Origin of the sequence: Psychromonas sp. 14N.309.X.WAT.B.A12, from assembly GCF_030397575.1 — a bacterium.
GTDB lineage: Bacteria > Pseudomonadota > Gammaproteobacteria > Enterobacterales > Psychromonadaceae > Psychromonas.
Genome location: NZ_JAPNXS010000008.1, coordinates 73542 through 89787, shown reverse-complemented (window position 1 = coordinate 89787; position 16246 = coordinate 73542). Strand labels below are relative to the sequence as shown.

At 38.7% G+C, this 16246-nt stretch carries 14 protein-coding genes; 9 read left to right on the top strand and 5 right to left on the bottom strand.

The window, feature by feature from the left end:
- Positions 1-71 precede the first annotated feature (71 nt).
- The gene (lpxL, locus tag OW492_RS11770) at positions 72-995 is read left to right on the top strand and encodes an LpxL/LpxP family Kdo(2)-lipid IV(A) lauroyl/palmitoleoyl acyltransferase (RefSeq protein WP_290040163.1); all 924 of its coding nucleotides are present in this window, start codon (positions 72-74) and stop codon (positions 993-995) included.
- A 66-nt stretch (positions 996-1061) separates the two neighbouring features.
- Here lpxL and glnE read toward each other — a convergent pair whose 3' ends face one another.
- A complete protein-coding gene (glnE, locus tag OW492_RS11765; RefSeq protein WP_290040162.1) occupies positions 1062-3917 on the bottom strand; it encodes a bifunctional [glutamate--ammonia ligase]-adenylyl-L-tyrosine phosphorylase/[glutamate--ammonia-ligase] adenylyltransferase in 2856 nt (951 codons plus the stop codon).
- A gap of 296 nt (positions 3918-4213) precedes the next feature.
- Between glnE and OW492_RS11760 the strand changes: the two genes are divergently transcribed.
- The 4 genes from OW492_RS11760 to OW492_RS11745 all read left to right on the top strand — a co-directional run bounded on the left by OW492_RS11760 (position 4214) and on the right by OW492_RS11745 (position 6426).
- Positions 4214-4627 carry a YjfI family protein gene (locus tag OW492_RS11760; RefSeq protein ID WP_290040161.1) on the top strand — a complete coding sequence of 138 codons (414 nt, stop codon included), beginning with the start codon at positions 4214-4216 and terminating at the stop codon, positions 4625-4627.
- Between the two features lie 13 nt (positions 4628-4640).
- On the top strand, positions 4641-5324 hold the full coding sequence (locus OW492_RS11755) for a PspA/IM30 family protein (protein ID WP_290040159.1): 684 nt from the start codon (positions 4641-4643) through the stop codon (positions 5322-5324).
- A 107-nt stretch (positions 5325-5431) separates the two neighbouring features.
- The gene (locus OW492_RS11750; RefSeq protein WP_290040158.1) at positions 5432-6079 is read left to right on the top strand and encodes a hypothetical protein; all 648 of its coding nucleotides are present in this window, start codon (positions 5432-5434) and stop codon (positions 6077-6079) included.
- 2 nt (positions 6080-6081) lie between these two features.
- The gene (locus OW492_RS11745; RefSeq protein ID WP_290040156.1) at positions 6082-6426 is read left to right on the top strand and encodes a hypothetical protein; all 345 of its coding nucleotides are present in this window, start codon (positions 6082-6084) and stop codon (positions 6424-6426) included.
- 101 nt (positions 6427-6527) lie between these two features.
- On the opposite strand, the gene OW492_RS11740 is transcribed toward OW492_RS11745, so the two are convergent.
- Together OW492_RS11740 and OW492_RS11735 are read right to left on the bottom strand one after the other, a co-directional pair.
- Positions 6528-7673 carry a methyl-accepting chemotaxis protein gene (locus OW492_RS11740; protein WP_290040154.1) on the bottom strand — a complete coding sequence of 382 codons (1146 nt, stop codon included), beginning with the start codon at positions 7671-7673 and terminating at the stop codon, positions 6528-6530.
- A 213-nt stretch (positions 7674-7886) separates the two neighbouring features.
- Positions 7887-9398 carry a CYTH and CHAD domain-containing protein gene (locus OW492_RS11735; RefSeq protein ID WP_290040152.1) on the bottom strand — a complete coding sequence of 504 codons (1512 nt, stop codon included), beginning with the start codon at positions 9396-9398 and terminating at the stop codon, positions 7887-7889.
- Between the two features lie 177 nt (positions 9399-9575).
- On the opposite strand from OW492_RS11735, the gene OW492_RS11730 reads away from it, so the two are divergent.
- The 3 genes from OW492_RS11730 (at position 9576) to OW492_RS11720 (ending at position 12250) form a co-directional block, all read left to right on the top strand.
- Positions 9576-10256 carry a TIGR00153 family protein gene (locus OW492_RS11730; protein WP_290040150.1) on the top strand — a complete coding sequence of 227 codons (681 nt, stop codon included), beginning with the start codon at positions 9576-9578 and terminating at the stop codon, positions 10254-10256.
- Between the two features lie 16 nt (positions 10257-10272).
- Positions 10273-11538: an inorganic phosphate transporter gene (locus OW492_RS11725; RefSeq protein WP_290040149.1), complete on the top strand. Its 1266-nt coding sequence runs from the start codon at positions 10273-10275 to the stop codon at positions 11536-11538.
- Positions 11539-11647: 109 nt separating this feature from the next.
- Positions 11648-12250 carry a TIGR04211 family SH3 domain-containing protein gene (locus OW492_RS11720; protein ID WP_290040147.1) on the top strand — a complete coding sequence of 201 codons (603 nt, stop codon included), beginning with the start codon at positions 11648-11650 and terminating at the stop codon, positions 12248-12250.
- Between the two features lie 88 nt (positions 12251-12338).
- On the opposite strand, the gene OW492_RS11715 is transcribed toward OW492_RS11720, so the two are convergent.
- The gene (locus OW492_RS11715; RefSeq protein ID WP_290040145.1) at positions 12339-13160 is read right to left on the bottom strand and encodes a general secretion pathway protein GspB; all 822 of its coding nucleotides are present in this window, start codon (positions 13158-13160) and stop codon (positions 12339-12341) included.
- 7 nt (positions 13161-13167) lie between these two features.
- Positions 13168-14820, bottom strand: coding sequence for an AAA family ATPase (locus OW492_RS11710; RefSeq protein ID WP_290040143.1), 1653 nt, complete (start codon positions 14818-14820; stop codon positions 13168-13170).
- Positions 14821-15004: 184 nt separating this feature from the next.
- On the opposite strand from OW492_RS11710, the gene OW492_RS11705 reads away from it, so the two are divergent.
- A complete protein-coding gene (locus tag OW492_RS11705) occupies positions 15005-16240 on the top strand; it encodes a multifunctional CCA addition/repair protein (protein ID WP_290040141.1) in 1236 nt (411 codons plus the stop codon).
- Positions 16241-16246 lie beyond the last annotated feature (6 nt).

Sequence of the window (16246 nt, the reverse complement as noted above, 5' to 3'; positions counted from 1 at the left end):
ATTCAGCTACAAAATAGTCATTTGAAGTAATAATCGGTAGAATAAATCCTCCTGAAAATAGAGAGCAATTTATGGAAGCATATACACTAAAACTGAGTTTTATTCACCCTCGATATTGGCTATCTTGGTTAGGCATTTGTGCTTTATTTTTATCCTCATTGCTTCCTTATTCCACTCTACTTAAACTCGGTAGATTGGTAGGCCGTATTTCAATTCCCTTTGCGAAGCAACGTTTCCATACCGCTCGTCGTAATCTTGAACTATGCTTTCCAGAATTAAGTGAAGAGGAGGTTGACGCCAAGGTTAAAACCAATTTTGAGAATACTGGTATTGCTTTGTTTGAAATGGGCATGGCATGGTTTTGGCCTACTTGGCGTGTACGTGGTCTATTAAGTGTACGAGGTTTAGATAACCTTGAACACGCAATGCGACAAGACCAAGGTATTATCTTTTTAGGGGCCCATTTCTTAACCTTAGAAATGGGAGCGCGAGCATTGGGATTAATACACCCGTGCTATCCAGTTTATAGAAAAAACAGCAATCAAGTTTTAGATTATTGGTTTTACCGAGGTCGTAGTCGTGAACATAAAGCGATGTTAGATCGTAAAGACTTCAAAGCGATGCTACGTGTGTTAAAAACTGGCCAATCATTATGGTATGCACCAGACCATGACTACGGCAGACATAAAAGCAGTGTCTTCGCACCGTTTTTTAATGTGGAGAAAGCGAATACGGTTTCTGGCACCAGTACCTTAGCTCGCGTTAAAAACAGCGTAGTAATTCCTTTATTTTTAAAACGTTTACCTGGCACTGAAGGCTATGAGCTTATCTTTAATCCTCCGCTTGTGGATTTCCCAAGTAATGATGTTATTGCTGATACGACTCGTACCAATCAAGAGATTGAAAAAATGGTGAAGGAGTGTGACGACCAATATATGTGGTTACATCGTCGTTTTAAAACCCGCCCTGAAGGCGAAGCCTCGTTTTATAAATAGTCTTTCTATAATGAGTAAAGCTAACGACAATAGTTAGCTTTACTCAGAATTTTCAAAACTTTCTTATTACTGATTAAAAAGCTGTTTCCAAATTGCCACTACCCATTCTCTTTCTTCAGCAAATTGATCCACCACTGTGATACGAGCTTCTTTACCTAACGTTAAACGGTGTGCTGTATCTCGAATATGACAATAGGCATTACTCAATTGTGTCGTTTGCTTTTCAGTTAATAATCCAGCCTCTCGGCAGGCATTAAAAATACGTAAGTTATCCGACCATTGTGTGAGCAACTCTGGATGTTGATGTGCATATGCTAATACGAGATATTGCGCAATAAACTCAATATCAACCATGCCTCCTGGCGATTGTTTCAAGTCAAACTGCCCTGCAGTTGCTCTATTTAAATGAGTACGCATTTTATTGCGCATCGCAACAACATCGTTACTCAATTTATCTTTATCTCGTTCCTGACTTAATACTTGGCAACGAATAGCCTTAAACTCTTCTAGCATATCTTGATCAATAAAAACTGGACGAGTGCGAACTAAGGCTTGATGCTCCCATGTCCATGCTTCTTCTACTAGATAGCGTTTGAAACCACCTAATCCGGCTACTAATGGCCCTGCATTACCGGAGGGGCGTAACCGCATATCAATTTCATACAATATTCCAGAGTTAGTTCGCGAGCTAAACAAGTGGATAATGCGTTGTGCTAAACGAAAGTAGAATAAACGATTATCAATAGGACGACTGCCACTGGTCTCACCAGCAATATGCGTATCATGTAAAAACACCACATCAAGATCGGAACCATAACCTAACTCAAACCCACCCATTTTTCCGTAAGCAATGACAGCAAAGCCTTTACGGTCAGTCCCTACAACATTACTAGGAAAACCAAATTTATCAGTAATCTGCGTCCACGCTATCTGTACCACATAGTCCAAAATTGCTTCGCTCAAGGCAGTCAGATGATCACTAACCTGCGGTAATTTAATACCTTTGGCAATATCCGCAGTGGCAATATGCAAAAATTGCATCTGTTTAAACTGACGTAATGCTTCCATCTGTTGCTCCATATCCTCTTCGGGAATACGTAACATAAACTGCTGTAACTCACTACGATAGTTATCTAAACCTGTAGGATGGTAAAGCTTTGCAGGGTCTAATAGCTCATCTAACAAAATAGGATGACGAGCCAATTGTTCAGAGACACGATAACTCTCCGAACATAGCTTCAATAATTGCTTTAATGCACCTTCATTCTCATTTAATAATTCTAAATAAGCGGTTCGACGCATGATCTTGATGAGTAGGTGATGGATACGATCAAACAATTGATCTGGTTGAGGATACTCACATATCAAAGCGATGATTCTCGGCAATAACTTATCAATCGTCTCTTGTCCTCTTGGCCCGATTGGACGACGACTCATATCTTGCTTAAGCGAAACAATCATCTTAGCGAAATGGGTTATTTGTGTTGTTGTGACCTGCTCACAGGTAACACTGTCAGATAAGAGAGGCTCCATCTCTTCGCTAGCAAGTGCTAACTCCCAAATTTCAACAAAGGCTTGCTCTGCTTCATGGTGTTGCTCTTCAGACTCACCCACCACCCAATTAAACTCATTATTTACCTTCTCCATGACTCGCGTTAAGTGTGCATAAAAACCTTGCCAATCTGCAAATTTTAATACTGTGACTAAACGTAATCGATCTAACTCATTATCTGGCAGTGTTTGAGTTTGTTGATCACCTATTTGTTGGAGAACATTTTCCACCGTGCGTAGAAATCGATAAGATGCTAGCAAACAATCAACTCGTTGTTGTGGCAATATCTCTAAGTCAGCAATCACCTGCAAAGCTTGCTCTAAGCCTTTACACTGTAATTCGATATTGCGACCGCCATGAATTAATTGAAAAGCCTGTACCACAAATTCAATTTCACGGATCCCACCCATTCCTAATTTAATGTTATCTTTTAAGCCCTTTCTTCGCACTTCAGCACTGATCATTGCTTTCATTTTTCGTAAAGAATCTATTGCACTGAAGTCAATATAACGCCTAAATACAAAAGGCCGCAACATCGCTATTAAGGCAACTTTATCAGGTCCCTCTTTACCCAATACTCGCGCTTTTACCATGGCATAACGTTCCCACTCTCGACCATGAGTTTGGTAATAGTCTTCTAAAGAATTAAAGCTAGACACCAGGGGGCCGGATTCACCAAAGGGACGTAAACGCATATCCACTCGATAGACAAAACCATCGACAGTGATTTGATGAAGTGCAGCAATTAAACGCTGACCTAATTTTGTGAAGAAAACTGAGTTTTCAACCTGTCTACGTCCACCTTGAGTATGACCTTTTTCAGGATAAGCAAATATGAGGTCAATATCAGAAGAAAAGTTAAGTTCTTGACCACCTAATTTACCCATCGCAAAAATATATAAGCGTTGCTGTTCACCAGATTCACCAATTGGAGTGCCTTGCTCTTTGCACTGACGTTCATATAACCAATCTGTACTTTGTTGTATCAGTTGATCAGCAAGGAAGGAGGTCTGCGCTAAGCTTTCTTGAAGCGAACTTATGTTTAACAGTTCTCGCCATGCAATCACCACCATATGCTTGCGTCTAAATAATCGTAAAGTTTGATGTAATTCAAGCTCGGTTTGCACTGTCTCTAATTGTGCTTGCAACTCACTTTGTATTAACGTATTTCTATCTTCACTCTGCAGTAACTCACTGGCAAAAAGTATTTCAAGCAAGTTAGGCTGCTTTATTAATGACTCAGCAACAAAGTCACTCAAGGCACATAAATCATATACTTGCTGCTTCTGTTGTTCATTTAGAAAAGATAAGTCCAAACGTTCACTGAGTTGTAGAAAATGTTTATCTGCGATTTCTATTAATAAAGACATAAAGTACCTAAAAGAAAGGTTAAACCATTCATTAACTTAACAGTTGTTGTGAAACCGATCAGTAGTTTTCAACATTTAATCATTGAAAACTAATTTAAACACCGCATTATTATAATATTGGTCACAGAGCGGACTTATTAATAATCATTATGCACAATTAAGACTTTGTTCATTATCGCAGCAGGTTGAACGATCAACTTGCATAAATAAAAACATAAATCCATTGACATATAATGACAAGACTACTAAATTAATAGTCACAAGACATTTAATGTCAAACATGGTTAAGGAACACGATGAATATTCATACTATTGCTACCCATTTAAATAAGTTAGCAGACGATACCGAAACGGGCTTTAATTTTGACTGTACACCAATCAATGGCGAAATAGATGTGCTACAGGTAGAAATCATTGGTCGCGAAGAGATCCCTATTTTTGTTTCTATTAGTGATAACCAAATTTTATGCATCGCCTACTTGTGGGGTGAAGATGAGATTAAAACTGAACTGAAAGCGAATATGATGGAAGCAATGTTAGAGATGAACATTCCAATGCCGTTATCAGCTTTTGCTAAAGTCGAAAACAAATATGTTGTTTTTGGCGCGCTATCTATTAACTCAAGCCTTGAAGATATTGAGCTTGAACTAGTCACTTTAAGCGATAATAGCCTTGAAGTAATTAGTGAAATGGATAGTTACTTAAAATAATTTGGAGTGAATAATGAGCATATTTAAAAAGATTATTACAGCAGTACGTGGTGGCGCAACTGAAGCCGGTGAAGCAATTGTTGACGCTAACGCAACACGCATTTTTGAACAAGAGATCCGTGATTCTGAAAAACATATCACTATCGCAAAACGTGACTTAACTGAAGTGATGGCAAAACAGATGCAAGCAGCGCGTGAATTAGCGCAACTACAAGCAAGTATCAAAGAGCACGAAGGTTATGCAATGCAAGCGCTTAATCAAGGTAATGAAGCCTTAGCGATTGAAGTAGCAGAAAAAATAGCTGAATTAGAAAGCAGTGCAGCTGACCAACAACAAGCAAACGAAAGCTTTTTAAGTAGCGCAGATCGTTTGAAAGAACTGATCAAGAAAAGTGAACGTCAATTAACTGAATATAAACGCCAGTTAACCATGGTAAAGACCACTGAAAGTGTGCAAAAAGCAACATCAGCGATTACCGATAACTTTTCAGCAAGTAATTCTAAACTATTGAATGCTAAAGATTCATTAGAAAGAATTAAGAAAAAACAAGCTATGTTTGATGATAAACTAAAAGCAGCTGAGCAATTAGAGGCTGAAACACCAGAACAAACATTAAAAAGCAAACTACAAGATGCCGGCATTGGCGCACAGCAAACCAGTGCACAATCAGTGTTGGATCGTTTAAAGAAAAAATAAGGGCTTTGTAGTTTAGCCCTATCCAAAACACGACCTGCACTTGCTCGTCGTGTTTTTTGCCATATAAAATAGTATATAGTACCAATCTTGCTTGTTTAAGGAGCACCATGAGCTTTCTATCTTCACTATTTAAAAAGAAACCCGTAGCACCTACTCGTATTCTTAATGAGCCTAAGCAATTATTACAAGGTGATATATTTTGTTTTGGTGATAGCTTTGCGTTACCGGAAGCAATGCGCAAACAACAATTACAAGTCACTGATATCACTACTGTTGAATTTCAACATGAGCACTATGTTCAATTAACTAGCCAAGGTGCAAGTGATAAATTGGTTTACTTAAGCTTTCCCAAGAACCCTAAAAACTTAATCAAATGTAGTTTGCTATTAAGTCGTGCAGAGGTTGAGACTTTATTTGATTTAGATGCATTTTCTGAGATTTTTGAAGCGCCTGGTAAAGCCAGGTTAACGCCTCTTACTGAACAACATAATTACGGTGACATGTTAGCCTCTGAATATATCCAACAAGATTTTGAAACCTCGGGTTATATCCATCAAGCAGACTATCGTGATACTCAACCACCGCAATTTACTGATCAAAACCACGGTAGAGAGTTTCAATATTTTTCACTTGAAGGTAATAAAGAGTTACGAGGCATTGATATTTTCATTTTTGAAAATGGTGATACTGACGTTTATTTATCTAGTTTTCGACCTGCCAATGATATTGCAGAATTATGGATCAAAGGAGAGTAAGCATGCCAAACGGTGAATTACCTAAAAAATGGCAGCAATCGGCTAAAGTAGTCAAAGCAGTACAAATTGCTTTTGATATGGATAGCAAATTGCAATATAGCATTCGCCGTAGTGCGTTAGATGAAGGGATTAGCCCTTCAGAAAAGATCCGAGATTTATTAGAACTGCCAACACATAAAAAGCCAAAACGTCCTCGTTTAACCGTAAGCTTAAGCGCCGATGATTATGTACAGTTGGGCTTACGTTATAATATCCCTGCTGAAAACCAGTTAGATATCAAAAAGTGTGTCGTTGAAGAGTTAACACAATTTGCCTCTGGTAGTGAATATTTTGAGCAAGCAGAATAAATAGGTAAGCAATATCAGAATAGATATTGAAATCAACCAATGCATTACAATAAACTTGAAAACAAGCACAGTTAAATTGTGCTTATTTTCACACCTAATCGCTATTTTTTCACTAATAACACCGTGTAACCTAAAATTTCATCAGTCATTTCAGTCACTTCTTGTAGCACCACTACAGAACCTTCGACTATCTCTTTCACCTGAACGAGATTGGTATTAATGTCATCGGCAACAGTAGCTTGCTCTTTAGCCGCTGATGCGATTTGGTAGTTTAAGTCTGAGATGTGGCTTACTTTACCTACAATATCCGATAACTTAATGCCAGCTTTCGTTACTTCAGTTACTCCAACTTCCGCTTCTTTCACACTACTGTCCATTAATCCTACTGCCTGCTGTGCACTTTGCTGTAATAGTTCAATCATCGCTTGAATCTCAACAGTTGCATCTTGAGTACGTTTCGCTAGATTACGCACCTCATCGGCAACAACCGCAAAGCCTCGGCCTGCTTCACCAGCACGAGCCGCTTCAATTGCAGCATTTAAAGCCAGTAAGTTAGTTTGGTCTGAAATGCTACGAATAGTATCAACAACACTACCGATACTTTCTACTTTTGATTCAACATTATTCACTGCCGTTGCTGAATCATCGATATTACGAGAAAGAGAATTAATCGAGGCAATGGTTGCATCAACTGCTTGACGCCCTTCCTCTGCAACCATTGAGGCTTCTAATGTAGAAGCAGAAGCACTTTCAGCATTATCTTCAACTTCACGTACCGCAGCTGTCATCTGATTCATCGCAGTTGCTAATGACTCTATTTGATCAAACTCTTCGGCAATAGAATCGTTGATCATTTCCATGCATGAGCCAAATTGCTCAGTGACTTCATGCAATTTTCCTAGGGTATTTTTATCTGCTTCACTTTGTTGGTTAGCGCCAGCAGCTTGGTTACTGGCAAAAAAATACAATTGTGAAAAAACGCCTTTTAATTGTTCTGGTTGAGATAAGTCCGGATCTTGAAGATAGCTCTGTAATACCGATAACTGCTTTTGATTGCAGTAGTCCTGCCAAACAACAAAAAGACTTAATAAAAATAACAGAATAAAAACAGGGATCAGGCTAAACGAAAAAAATTGACTAAGTATCAGCGCAACGACTGCACCCAATACAAATAAAAGAATACCTTTACTTAATGCAGAAGTATTAACGAGTTGTTTTTCTAAACCGTTTAATTGTATTTTTTCCATAAAATCGCTCAAATGTAAGTAAATAATGGCAATCATATTAAGTTAATCTGATTGCCATAAAGTAAAGGAAGATAACCATGAATAGGTTCTCGGCCTTTAGATTCAAAACATTAGCTTAATCTACCGAAAAAATTATCCAATTAGGAGTAAATATAAAGGGATTGTGATCCACTCACTATTATAAGGCTCACTTCTCCCTGTTACGGAGAAAATTTAGTGCTCAGACTCTAACCAGTACATTTCATTCGCAACCGCATATTGTTTAGATTGCTCGATGGCACTTAACAATGAATACTGTTTACGTTTCACCCACTTTAAGTATTCATTTCTAATTTCATTATCTTCCTCTTCGAGCGCCTGTTCATAGATAGCGTCTAACATTGAAAGCTCCTGCATTCCTTGGTAAATATCTAACCATGGATAGCAATACTCAACACTACGCTGTGCATCAAATAGATTACCAAAACTAAACCCAGTCATTAAGTTCGTCGCTAATAACCCTTGATGCTGTAATAGGTTTTCAATCGTTAATATTGGCTCTGCAGATAATTCAGCTTTTAATTTAGACCACCCCTCGGTTAATACTTTATCTGAGAAAGATAATAGGGAGTCTGAGTTTTGCTCTTTCTGAGCCGTCTTTTCTAGTTTAATTAACCACTCAGTTAACCCTAATACAAAATGGCAATAGCGCGAACTATGCAACATGTTGAAGATATCTTCTTCACTCGGTAAAGCTTGCTCTGCTAAACGTAGATTCTTTTGAAGTTGCTTTAGTTTCGGTAACTTACGAATGTAATAGGCTTTATTTTCTAATAGCTTTTGAAATACCAAGCGCTCATCCACCCATGAGAAGCTTCTTGCTAACCATTGTAAGTCCTCTACCCAGCTATAACCTTTAAAGGAAGTACCAGCATCATGGAACAAGTGAATATTTTGATGCAAAAACATAATACTTTTTTGTAATTCAACCAACGCATTAAAGTCTCCACCTTCAAGATAGCAATTTTCATGGTATTGAAGGTGTTTTAGGCCATGTTGAAAATTCACAGACAAGGCTTCTTTTAAATCCATTTCCGGCTGTAAATCAGAAAAGTCGATAGGCTTGACAGCAAAACTCGCACCTTCATTCAACATATAGCCACGTTGCGCTTTACTCACATTACCTAAACGAACTTGTGGCAATGAGGCAATATCTTTGCCTAATACAAATAATTGCGCTTCATCACCTTTCACTAACTCCAGCTCAATTTCACAAATATCAGCTTCTTCTTGCGTCGCTGTTATTTTACCGCAGTCATAAGCGACTTCGATCAAAGTGCCATCAGCCATCTCTAATAACCAATGTAAACGTCTAAAATCAGTACTAAACAAGGGTGATAGTTGAGTTTGTAACTGTTCAATATCACAACCTTCAGGCCAAATTTTCTTATTAAATAGCGCTAATTGTGGCTCTAAACCGTCTATCGCTTCATTATATTCAGGTCGTTGATGCAAACCACCAATAACACGACCTGATGTTTTAATGGTTTGTGTGCACTGACCATCAATACGCCTAACTCGCAAGCCCATGTCCATTGATCTTAACGCACGTGTAGGTGTTTCAAAATAAACGTTGTATAACATTTGATTTTTATGGGAAATTACCGTGTATTGGCTGATTTTATGCAATAATTCATCGGCAAAGTGTGCATTGAAAAAAAACTTAATTTCTATTTCTGTTTCCATAATGTTTACCGAAATTACCCTTATTTTGGTGGTTTGGATCATTTTAAATCGTAAATTTTACTGAATAATACTAAATTGATGTTCTATTGTGTGCAAAAGAAAGTTAACATGCGCCGCTTAATAGAAGTCAATAGAACTAGAAAGTGGCAATAATGCCATAAAACTCGAAGGTGAATCATGCCAGTTAATTCGATATTTGGAGTATTTGCAAAATCTCCAATTAAACCAATCCAATTACACATGGACAAAGTCGCAGTATGTAGCGAATTATTGTTGCCATTCTTTGAAGCAAGCTCAAACAATGATTGGGTAAAAGCGGAACAAGTACGTCAACAAATATCTCAGTTTGAACAAGACGCCGATGAGCTTAAGCGTGAATTACGTTTAACGCTACCTAAAGGTCTGTTCATGCCGATTGACCGAGCTGATTTAATTGAGCTAGTTAATCGCCAAGATAAAATTGCTAATACCGCAAAAGATATAGCAGGACGCGTATACGGACGCCAACTACAAATACCAAGTGAAATCTTTGTTGATTTCATGGCGTATATACAACGTAGTTTGGATGCGATCCAACAAGCAAAAAATGCGATTAATGAATTAGATGAACTACTTGAAACCGGCTTTAAAGGTCGTGAAGTGGACATCGTTACTAAGATGATTGAAGTACTTGAAACGATTGAAGATGATACAGACTCATTACAAATCAAACTTCGCCGCAATTTGTTAGCCATTGAAGATAACTACAAACCAGTAGATGTAATGTTTTTGTATAAAATTTTAGAGTGGGTAGGCAGTCTAGCTGACCATTCTGAACTGATCGGCACTCAACTAGAGCTGATCCTAGTAAGATCGTAGCGTTAAGGACTAAATCATGGATATTTTAAACACATACGGCAGTATGCTAATTTTGCTTGCCGGTACAGTCGGCTTTTTGATGGCTTGGGGTATTGGTGCAAATGACGTGGCAAATGCTATGGGCACCTCTGTAGGATCAAAAGCATTAACCATTAAACAAGCGATTATCATCGCGATGATCTTTGAGTTTTCTGGTGCTTATTTAGCAGGTGGAGAAGTAACATCAACAATACGTAAGGGTATTATTGATGCAGCTTACTTTATCGATCAACCTGAATTACTCGTTTATGGTATGACAGCAGCATTATTAGCAGCAGGTTTATGGCTAATTATCGCATCTTTCTACGGTTGGCCTGTCTCAACGACTCACTCGATCGTTGGTGCGATTGTTGGCTTTTCAGCAGTGGGTGTTGGCGTAGATAGTGTTACTTGGAGTAAAGTTGTTGGGATCGTGGGTAGCTGGATTATCACCCCTCTTATCTCGGGTATTATTGCCTACTTGATATTTATGAGCTCTCAAAAGCTAATATTTAATACCAAAGACCCGATAACCAATGCTAAACGTTACGTACCTTTGTATATGTTTTTAGCTGGTTTTGTATTGTCACTAGTGACAATTACGAAAGGTCTTAAACATATCGGCTTACACTTCACAACATTTGAAGCTGTTATCTTAGCAATAGCAATTGGTGTGATCGTAGCCATTATCGGTAAAGTATTTATTAACCGAGTTAAAATAGACCCTAAAGCTGATAAAGAGATGCATTTTGCTAACGTAGAAAAAATCTTTGCTATCTTGATGATAGTAACAGCTTGTGCGATGGCCTTTGCACACGGTTCGAATGATGTAGCAAATGCAATTGGTCCATTAGCTGCAGTAGTTAATATCGTTGAACATGATGGTGAAATTACAGCTAAAGCACAACTTGCTTGGTGGATCTTACCGCTAGGTGGTCTAGGTATCGTATTAGGTCTTGCTATATTCGGTAAGCGCGTAATGGCGACTATTGGTAATGGCATTACTCATTTAACACCAAGCCGTGGTTTTGCCGCTGAATTAGCAGCAGCTTCAACCGTTGTTATCGCATCAGGCACTGGTTTACCTATTTCTACAACACAAACATTAGTAGGTGCGGTATTAGGTGTAGGTATGGCTCGTGGTATTGCGGCATTAAATTTAGGTGTAGTACGTAACATAGTTATCTCTTGGGTGGTAACACTACCTATTGGGGCTGGATTATCTATCTTGTTCTTCTACCTATTAAAAAGTATTTTTTCTTAGTAATTAATACTTCTAAACGAAAAAGAGAGCTTAGGCTCTCTTTTTGCTTTTACTGAGCGGCAATTGCTTTTAGAATGATTGCTCAATTTATTTGTTAAGGGTTTTTCTTTTGAAATTAATCAAATTATTTTTGCTGTGTTTACTCTTCCCGATCAGCAGCTTTGCGGCAACACAATACGTAAGTGACGAACTTTCTATCTACATGCACTCTGGTCCAAGTTTACAATATCGTATTATTGGTACGATTGAAGTAGGTACTGCGGTAGATACATTACAGTATAACGAAAAGACTAAATTCTCACAGGTAAGAACCTCTACAGGTCGTGTTGGTTGGGTAAAAGCATCAGAAATTCAAACTCAACAGCCAGCAAAATCATTACTACCTGCACTACAAAAGAAATATCAAGAGAGCCAGGATAAGCTCAATACGATTAATAGTGAAAATGAAGCGGCTAATGCAGAACAAACGCAAGCAATCATCGATAAAGATAGCTTAATTGCGCAATTAGACAGTGAGAAAAGAGCACTTCGTGACACCATTGCTGATTTAAAAGAGCGTAATATGGAGTTAGATTTACTACAAGACACAAAAGATGAGCGCGTTAAAATGGAATGGTTGATGTACGGAGGAAGTGTTTTATTCTTTGGTATGTTAGTTGGTTTAATTATCCCATTTTTACCACGTCGTAAGAAACGTACGGATAACTGGTAAAAAACTTTTTATCCCTAATAAGAAACGCATTTCGGTGCGTTTCTTATTACTTAAACACCATCCAATAACCCTGAAATTAATGTCGCTATTAACCTTTCCAATCCTGTAAAGACTCAATAGTGAAGCTTTGCCCACCTAAACGGAAAACACTTTGTTGGGGCAGTATATCCACCAGCTCAATATCCCCCACAAAATCTCCTACTCGCATATCGACACCATTGATTCGGATCCAACGGTCTGCTTCATCACTAGAATACACGTGTGAATCATAACGCATGGTTGGGATTTGCTCCTGAAAACGAATTGGCATTTCATGGATCTCCGATGCAACGACTTCTTCGGGTCCTTGTTCAATAACTTGATCTCTTAATACGCCATTTTTTTCTTCTTCAACAGCTAAAGCAAAGCGCTGTTTCAGTGAGTCAGGCACATTATCTAAATCAATATCCGATAAAACTGTTTGATCTTGTTGCCTTGCATTAATTGCATCTAACTTATCCTGTGCAGTGGCCCCATCCTCATTGATTGGCTCAGGCAATGCAGGATCTTGTTCGATAGTCGTCACTGCTGCAGCTGTATCCCAAGAAGGTGCAGGAGCTTGCCTAATTGGCAAAGGGATTGTTTTAAACTGTACTTCACTGACTCGGCTCTCTGACTGCTCAAGAGGCCCTATATTTTTTGTTAAAACAACAGGCTCTGATGCTAATACTTCAGCGACAGGTGTCGCAGTTGGCTCCGAAGTTTGTGAGGCAGGGCGTAACAATAAAAAGATAACTACCCCTAATAATATAGCGATTAAAAGTAATCCGGATACTACCATGACCTTCCAACCGTTATTGGCAATAGGTTCAACTGGTGATGTGACACCTTGCGCTTTACTCTTTTCTAATGCTTTTAAAATGGTCGACATAATGCCTCTATAATAATGACGGAATTTTAGGGTCTAACTGCTGTGCGAGTAGCATTAATGTTTGTTGCCCAGCAATGCCATCTGCAACTAAACCATTATCTTCCTGAAACTCAATAACTTGCTCTTTCAACTTCCAGTCAAAGCGATCTTTCTGTGTATCTGGCAAGCCATATAAACGATTAAGTTGCGCCGCAAGCCACATTACTCGACCACTTTTTTCACCAAATTTTAATGGCTTTGTTATATCAAATGGTGGTTGCCATAATAACGTTAATTCACCGCTCCAGTATTCACTTAACCAATCACGATCTACCTTTATTTTTTGAGTACCAATTAATAACTCAAATTGATCTTCAACACGATATAAAACGGCATAGATAATATCTTCATCGGAAGCTAATTCAATCACAGCAGGATAGTTTAACGTGGTTAGCCTATCCAAAGAGGTATTGGTTGATAAACATAATAATGAAGCTCTACTCGCTTGCTCACAATTAGCCCTACTCAACTCAACTTGATAACCCCACACCGCGTATAAAGTTTGCAATGCAGTTGCGAACTCACCTTTAGATAAATCCAGTGCAGGGTAATTATCAAACCAAGATAAGTTATCCTGTATTGGTACTGGCGGTGCAGTTAATACTGGCGAATCAAACACCGCTTGTTCTTGCACTTGTTGTTCAACAGGAATGACACTTAAATGTAATTCACTTACTGTTTCAAAGGCTTGTTCAGGCTGCATTAAATGATGCCAAATTTTCGGAGCCTGATAAACGGTAATCCCAATAAGTGTCACCAGAAATAACACTCGCCAGCCATATTTAAATAAATTTTTGGTACTGTCGGGCTCTAAGCTTAGGTCAATCTCTTTGACTGCTAAATCAACCATACTTGCTGTTACTTTTGGTGTGTTCTGACTAAACGCACAGAGTAAACTACGGTCGCATATAAGATTGATTAAACGAGGAATACCTCGGCTGTATTTAAAGATCCTCTTTAATAGCTTAGTCTCAAAAATAGGGTAGCTGGCACCTGCAACATTAAGGCGATGTTGAATGTAATACTCTGTTTCTTGTAGCGTCAATGGCAATAAGTGATAACGCGCGGTAATGCGCTGAGCAAGCTGACGTAATTGGTTTTCTTTTAGTTTTTGTTGTAGCTCTGTTTGGCCAATAAGAATCACCTGTAACGGTTTTTTATTATTTGATTCAATATTGGTTAACAAACGTAATTGTTCCAATACGGCAAAACTCAAATGCTGTGCTTCATCAATTAAAACAATTGCACTGCGCCCTTTTTCTAGGTTATGTAACATCCAACCACTGATTGCATCAAATAGGCTTTTTAAGCTCGCTCGTTGCTCATCATAGTCAATCTTAAACTGGTCGCAAATAGTTGCTAGAAGCTCTACTTCAGTTTGTGCAGGGTTCAGTACAAAAGCGATATCAGTTTGCTCTGACATATCCTGTAATAATGCACGGCAAACCGTGGTTTTGCCAGTTCCAACCTCACCTGTGAGTAAAACAAAACCACCGTTCCCCTGCAGGCCATACATTAAATGTGCTAATGCCTCTTTGTGTCGATCACTTAAAAATAGAAAATCAGGATCGGGGGAAATGGAGAAGGGTTGCTCTTTCAAAGAAAAGAATTCTTGATACATTTTAAACCTTACGCTCGAGTGGATCCGTGTTCATAAAAACCGAAATAAATAAGCTAATTATTACTATGTTAACACCATATTAAAACATATATCCGTGACAATCATTATTAATGGGACGCACAAGCTTCTGCATCTTTTAATAGTTTGGTTATAATAAGAGTATTGGTGATTAAGGGGATAGATAATGCAGGTGTTTTTGGTCGGTGGTGCAGTAAGAGACAAGTTATTAGATATCGAAGTAAAGGATCGAGATTTTCTTGTCACAAATAGCACGCCAGACAATATGTTAGCAAAAGGTTTTACTCAAGTAGGTAAAGACTTCCCTGTATTTTTACATCCCACAACAGCTGAAGAATACGCATTAGCGCGAACTGAGCGTAAGCAGGGAATTGGCTACACCGGCTTTACTTGTTATGCCGGTGAAGATGTCACCTTAGAGGATGATTTAGCACGCCGAGACCTAACCATCAATGCCATAGCTCAAGCTACGGATGGTGAGTTAATAGACCCCTATAGAGGCCAACAAGATTTAGCTGATAAAGTATTACGCCATATCAGCCCCGCTTTTAGCGAAGATCCACTTCGAGTATTACGTGTTGCACGTTTTGCCGCACGTTTTGCCCAATTAGGTTTTAGTATTGCCCCAGAAACCATGCTGCTCATGTCTGACATAGCGGCAAGTGGTGAATTGCAAAGCTTAACTCCAGAGCGTGTTTGGATAGAGACAGAAAAAGCATTACGTACCGATAGTCCGCAAGTATACTTTCAAGTGTTGCGAGACTGTGGCGCATTAGCAGCCCTATTTCCTGAAATCGATAATTTATATGGCGTACCAGCTCCAAAACGTTGGCATCCAGAAATAGATACCGGTATTCATACGTTAATGGTTGTAGAGCAAGCTTGTTTATTATCTGATTCCGTTGCTTTTCGCTTTGCTTGTTTAGTACACGATTTAGGTAAAGCCTTAACCCCTGAAAGTGAATGGCCTAGTCATAAGGGGCATGGTATCAAGGGATTAGCAGTCATTAAGAAGTTCTGTAAACGCTTGAAAGTACCTAATGAATGTCGAGATTTAGCACTCTTAGTGAGCGAGCACCATACTAATATCCACAGCGCTTTTGAGTTACGCGCAAGCACTATGGTGGGCATTATGGATAAGTGTGATGCATGGCGTAAGCCACAACGTTTCCAACAAATGTTGCAGTGTTGTGTGGCTGACTCTAAAGGCAGGACAGGCTTTGAATTATTACCTTACCCTACTGCCGATTATATGTGGCAAGCTTTTCAACAAGCCTTAACAGCGGATATCCAAGCGATTATTAAGCAGGGATTTCAAGGCCAAGAGATCAGAAATAAACTACAACAACAAAGAATTGACTTAGTACAGGACTTTAAAAATAATAACCCCAAACCAACGTAAATATTC

What these genes read in the sequence shown, in the direction of transcription:
- lpxL (WP_290040163.1), top strand. Translation starts at nt 72, where the DNA reads ATGGAAGCATATACACTAAAACTGAGTTTTATTCACCCTCGATATTGG.
- glnE (WP_290040162.1), bottom strand. Translation starts at nt 3,917, where the DNA reads ATGTCTTTATTAATAGAAATCGCAGATAAACATTTTCTACAACTCAGT.
- OW492_RS11760 (WP_290040161.1), top strand. Translation starts at nt 4,214, where the DNA reads ATGAATATTCATACTATTGCTACCCATTTAAATAAGTTAGCAGACGAT.
- OW492_RS11755 (WP_290040159.1), top strand. Translation starts at nt 4,641, where the DNA reads ATGAGCATATTTAAAAAGATTATTACAGCAGTACGTGGTGGCGCAACT.
- OW492_RS11750 (WP_290040158.1), top strand. Translation starts at nt 5,432, where the DNA reads ATGAGCTTTCTATCTTCACTATTTAAAAAGAAACCCGTAGCACCTACT.
- OW492_RS11745 (WP_290040156.1), top strand. Translation starts at nt 6,082, where the DNA reads ATGCCAAACGGTGAATTACCTAAAAAATGGCAGCAATCGGCTAAAGTA.
- OW492_RS11740 (WP_290040154.1), bottom strand. Translation starts at nt 7,673, where the DNA reads ATGGAAAAAATACAATTAAACGGTTTAGAAAAACAACTCGTTAATACT.
- OW492_RS11735 (WP_290040152.1), bottom strand. Translation starts at nt 9,398, where the DNA reads ATGGAAACAGAAATAGAAATTAAGTTTTTTTTCAATGCACACTTTGCC.
- OW492_RS11730 (WP_290040150.1), top strand. Translation starts at nt 9,576, where the DNA reads ATGCCAGTTAATTCGATATTTGGAGTATTTGCAAAATCTCCAATTAAA.
- OW492_RS11725 (WP_290040149.1), top strand. Translation starts at nt 10,273, where the DNA reads ATGGATATTTTAAACACATACGGCAGTATGCTAATTTTGCTTGCCGGT.
- OW492_RS11715 (WP_290040145.1), bottom strand. Translation starts at nt 13,160, where the DNA reads ATGTCGACCATTTTAAAAGCATTAGAAAAGAGTAAAGCGCAAGGTGTC.
- OW492_RS11710 (WP_290040143.1), bottom strand. Translation starts at nt 14,820, where the DNA reads ATGTATCAAGAATTCTTTTCTTTGAAAGAGCAACCCTTCTCCATTTCC.
- OW492_RS11705 (WP_290040141.1), top strand. Translation starts at nt 15,005, where the DNA reads ATGCAGGTGTTTTTGGTCGGTGGTGCAGTAAGAGACAAGTTATTAGAT.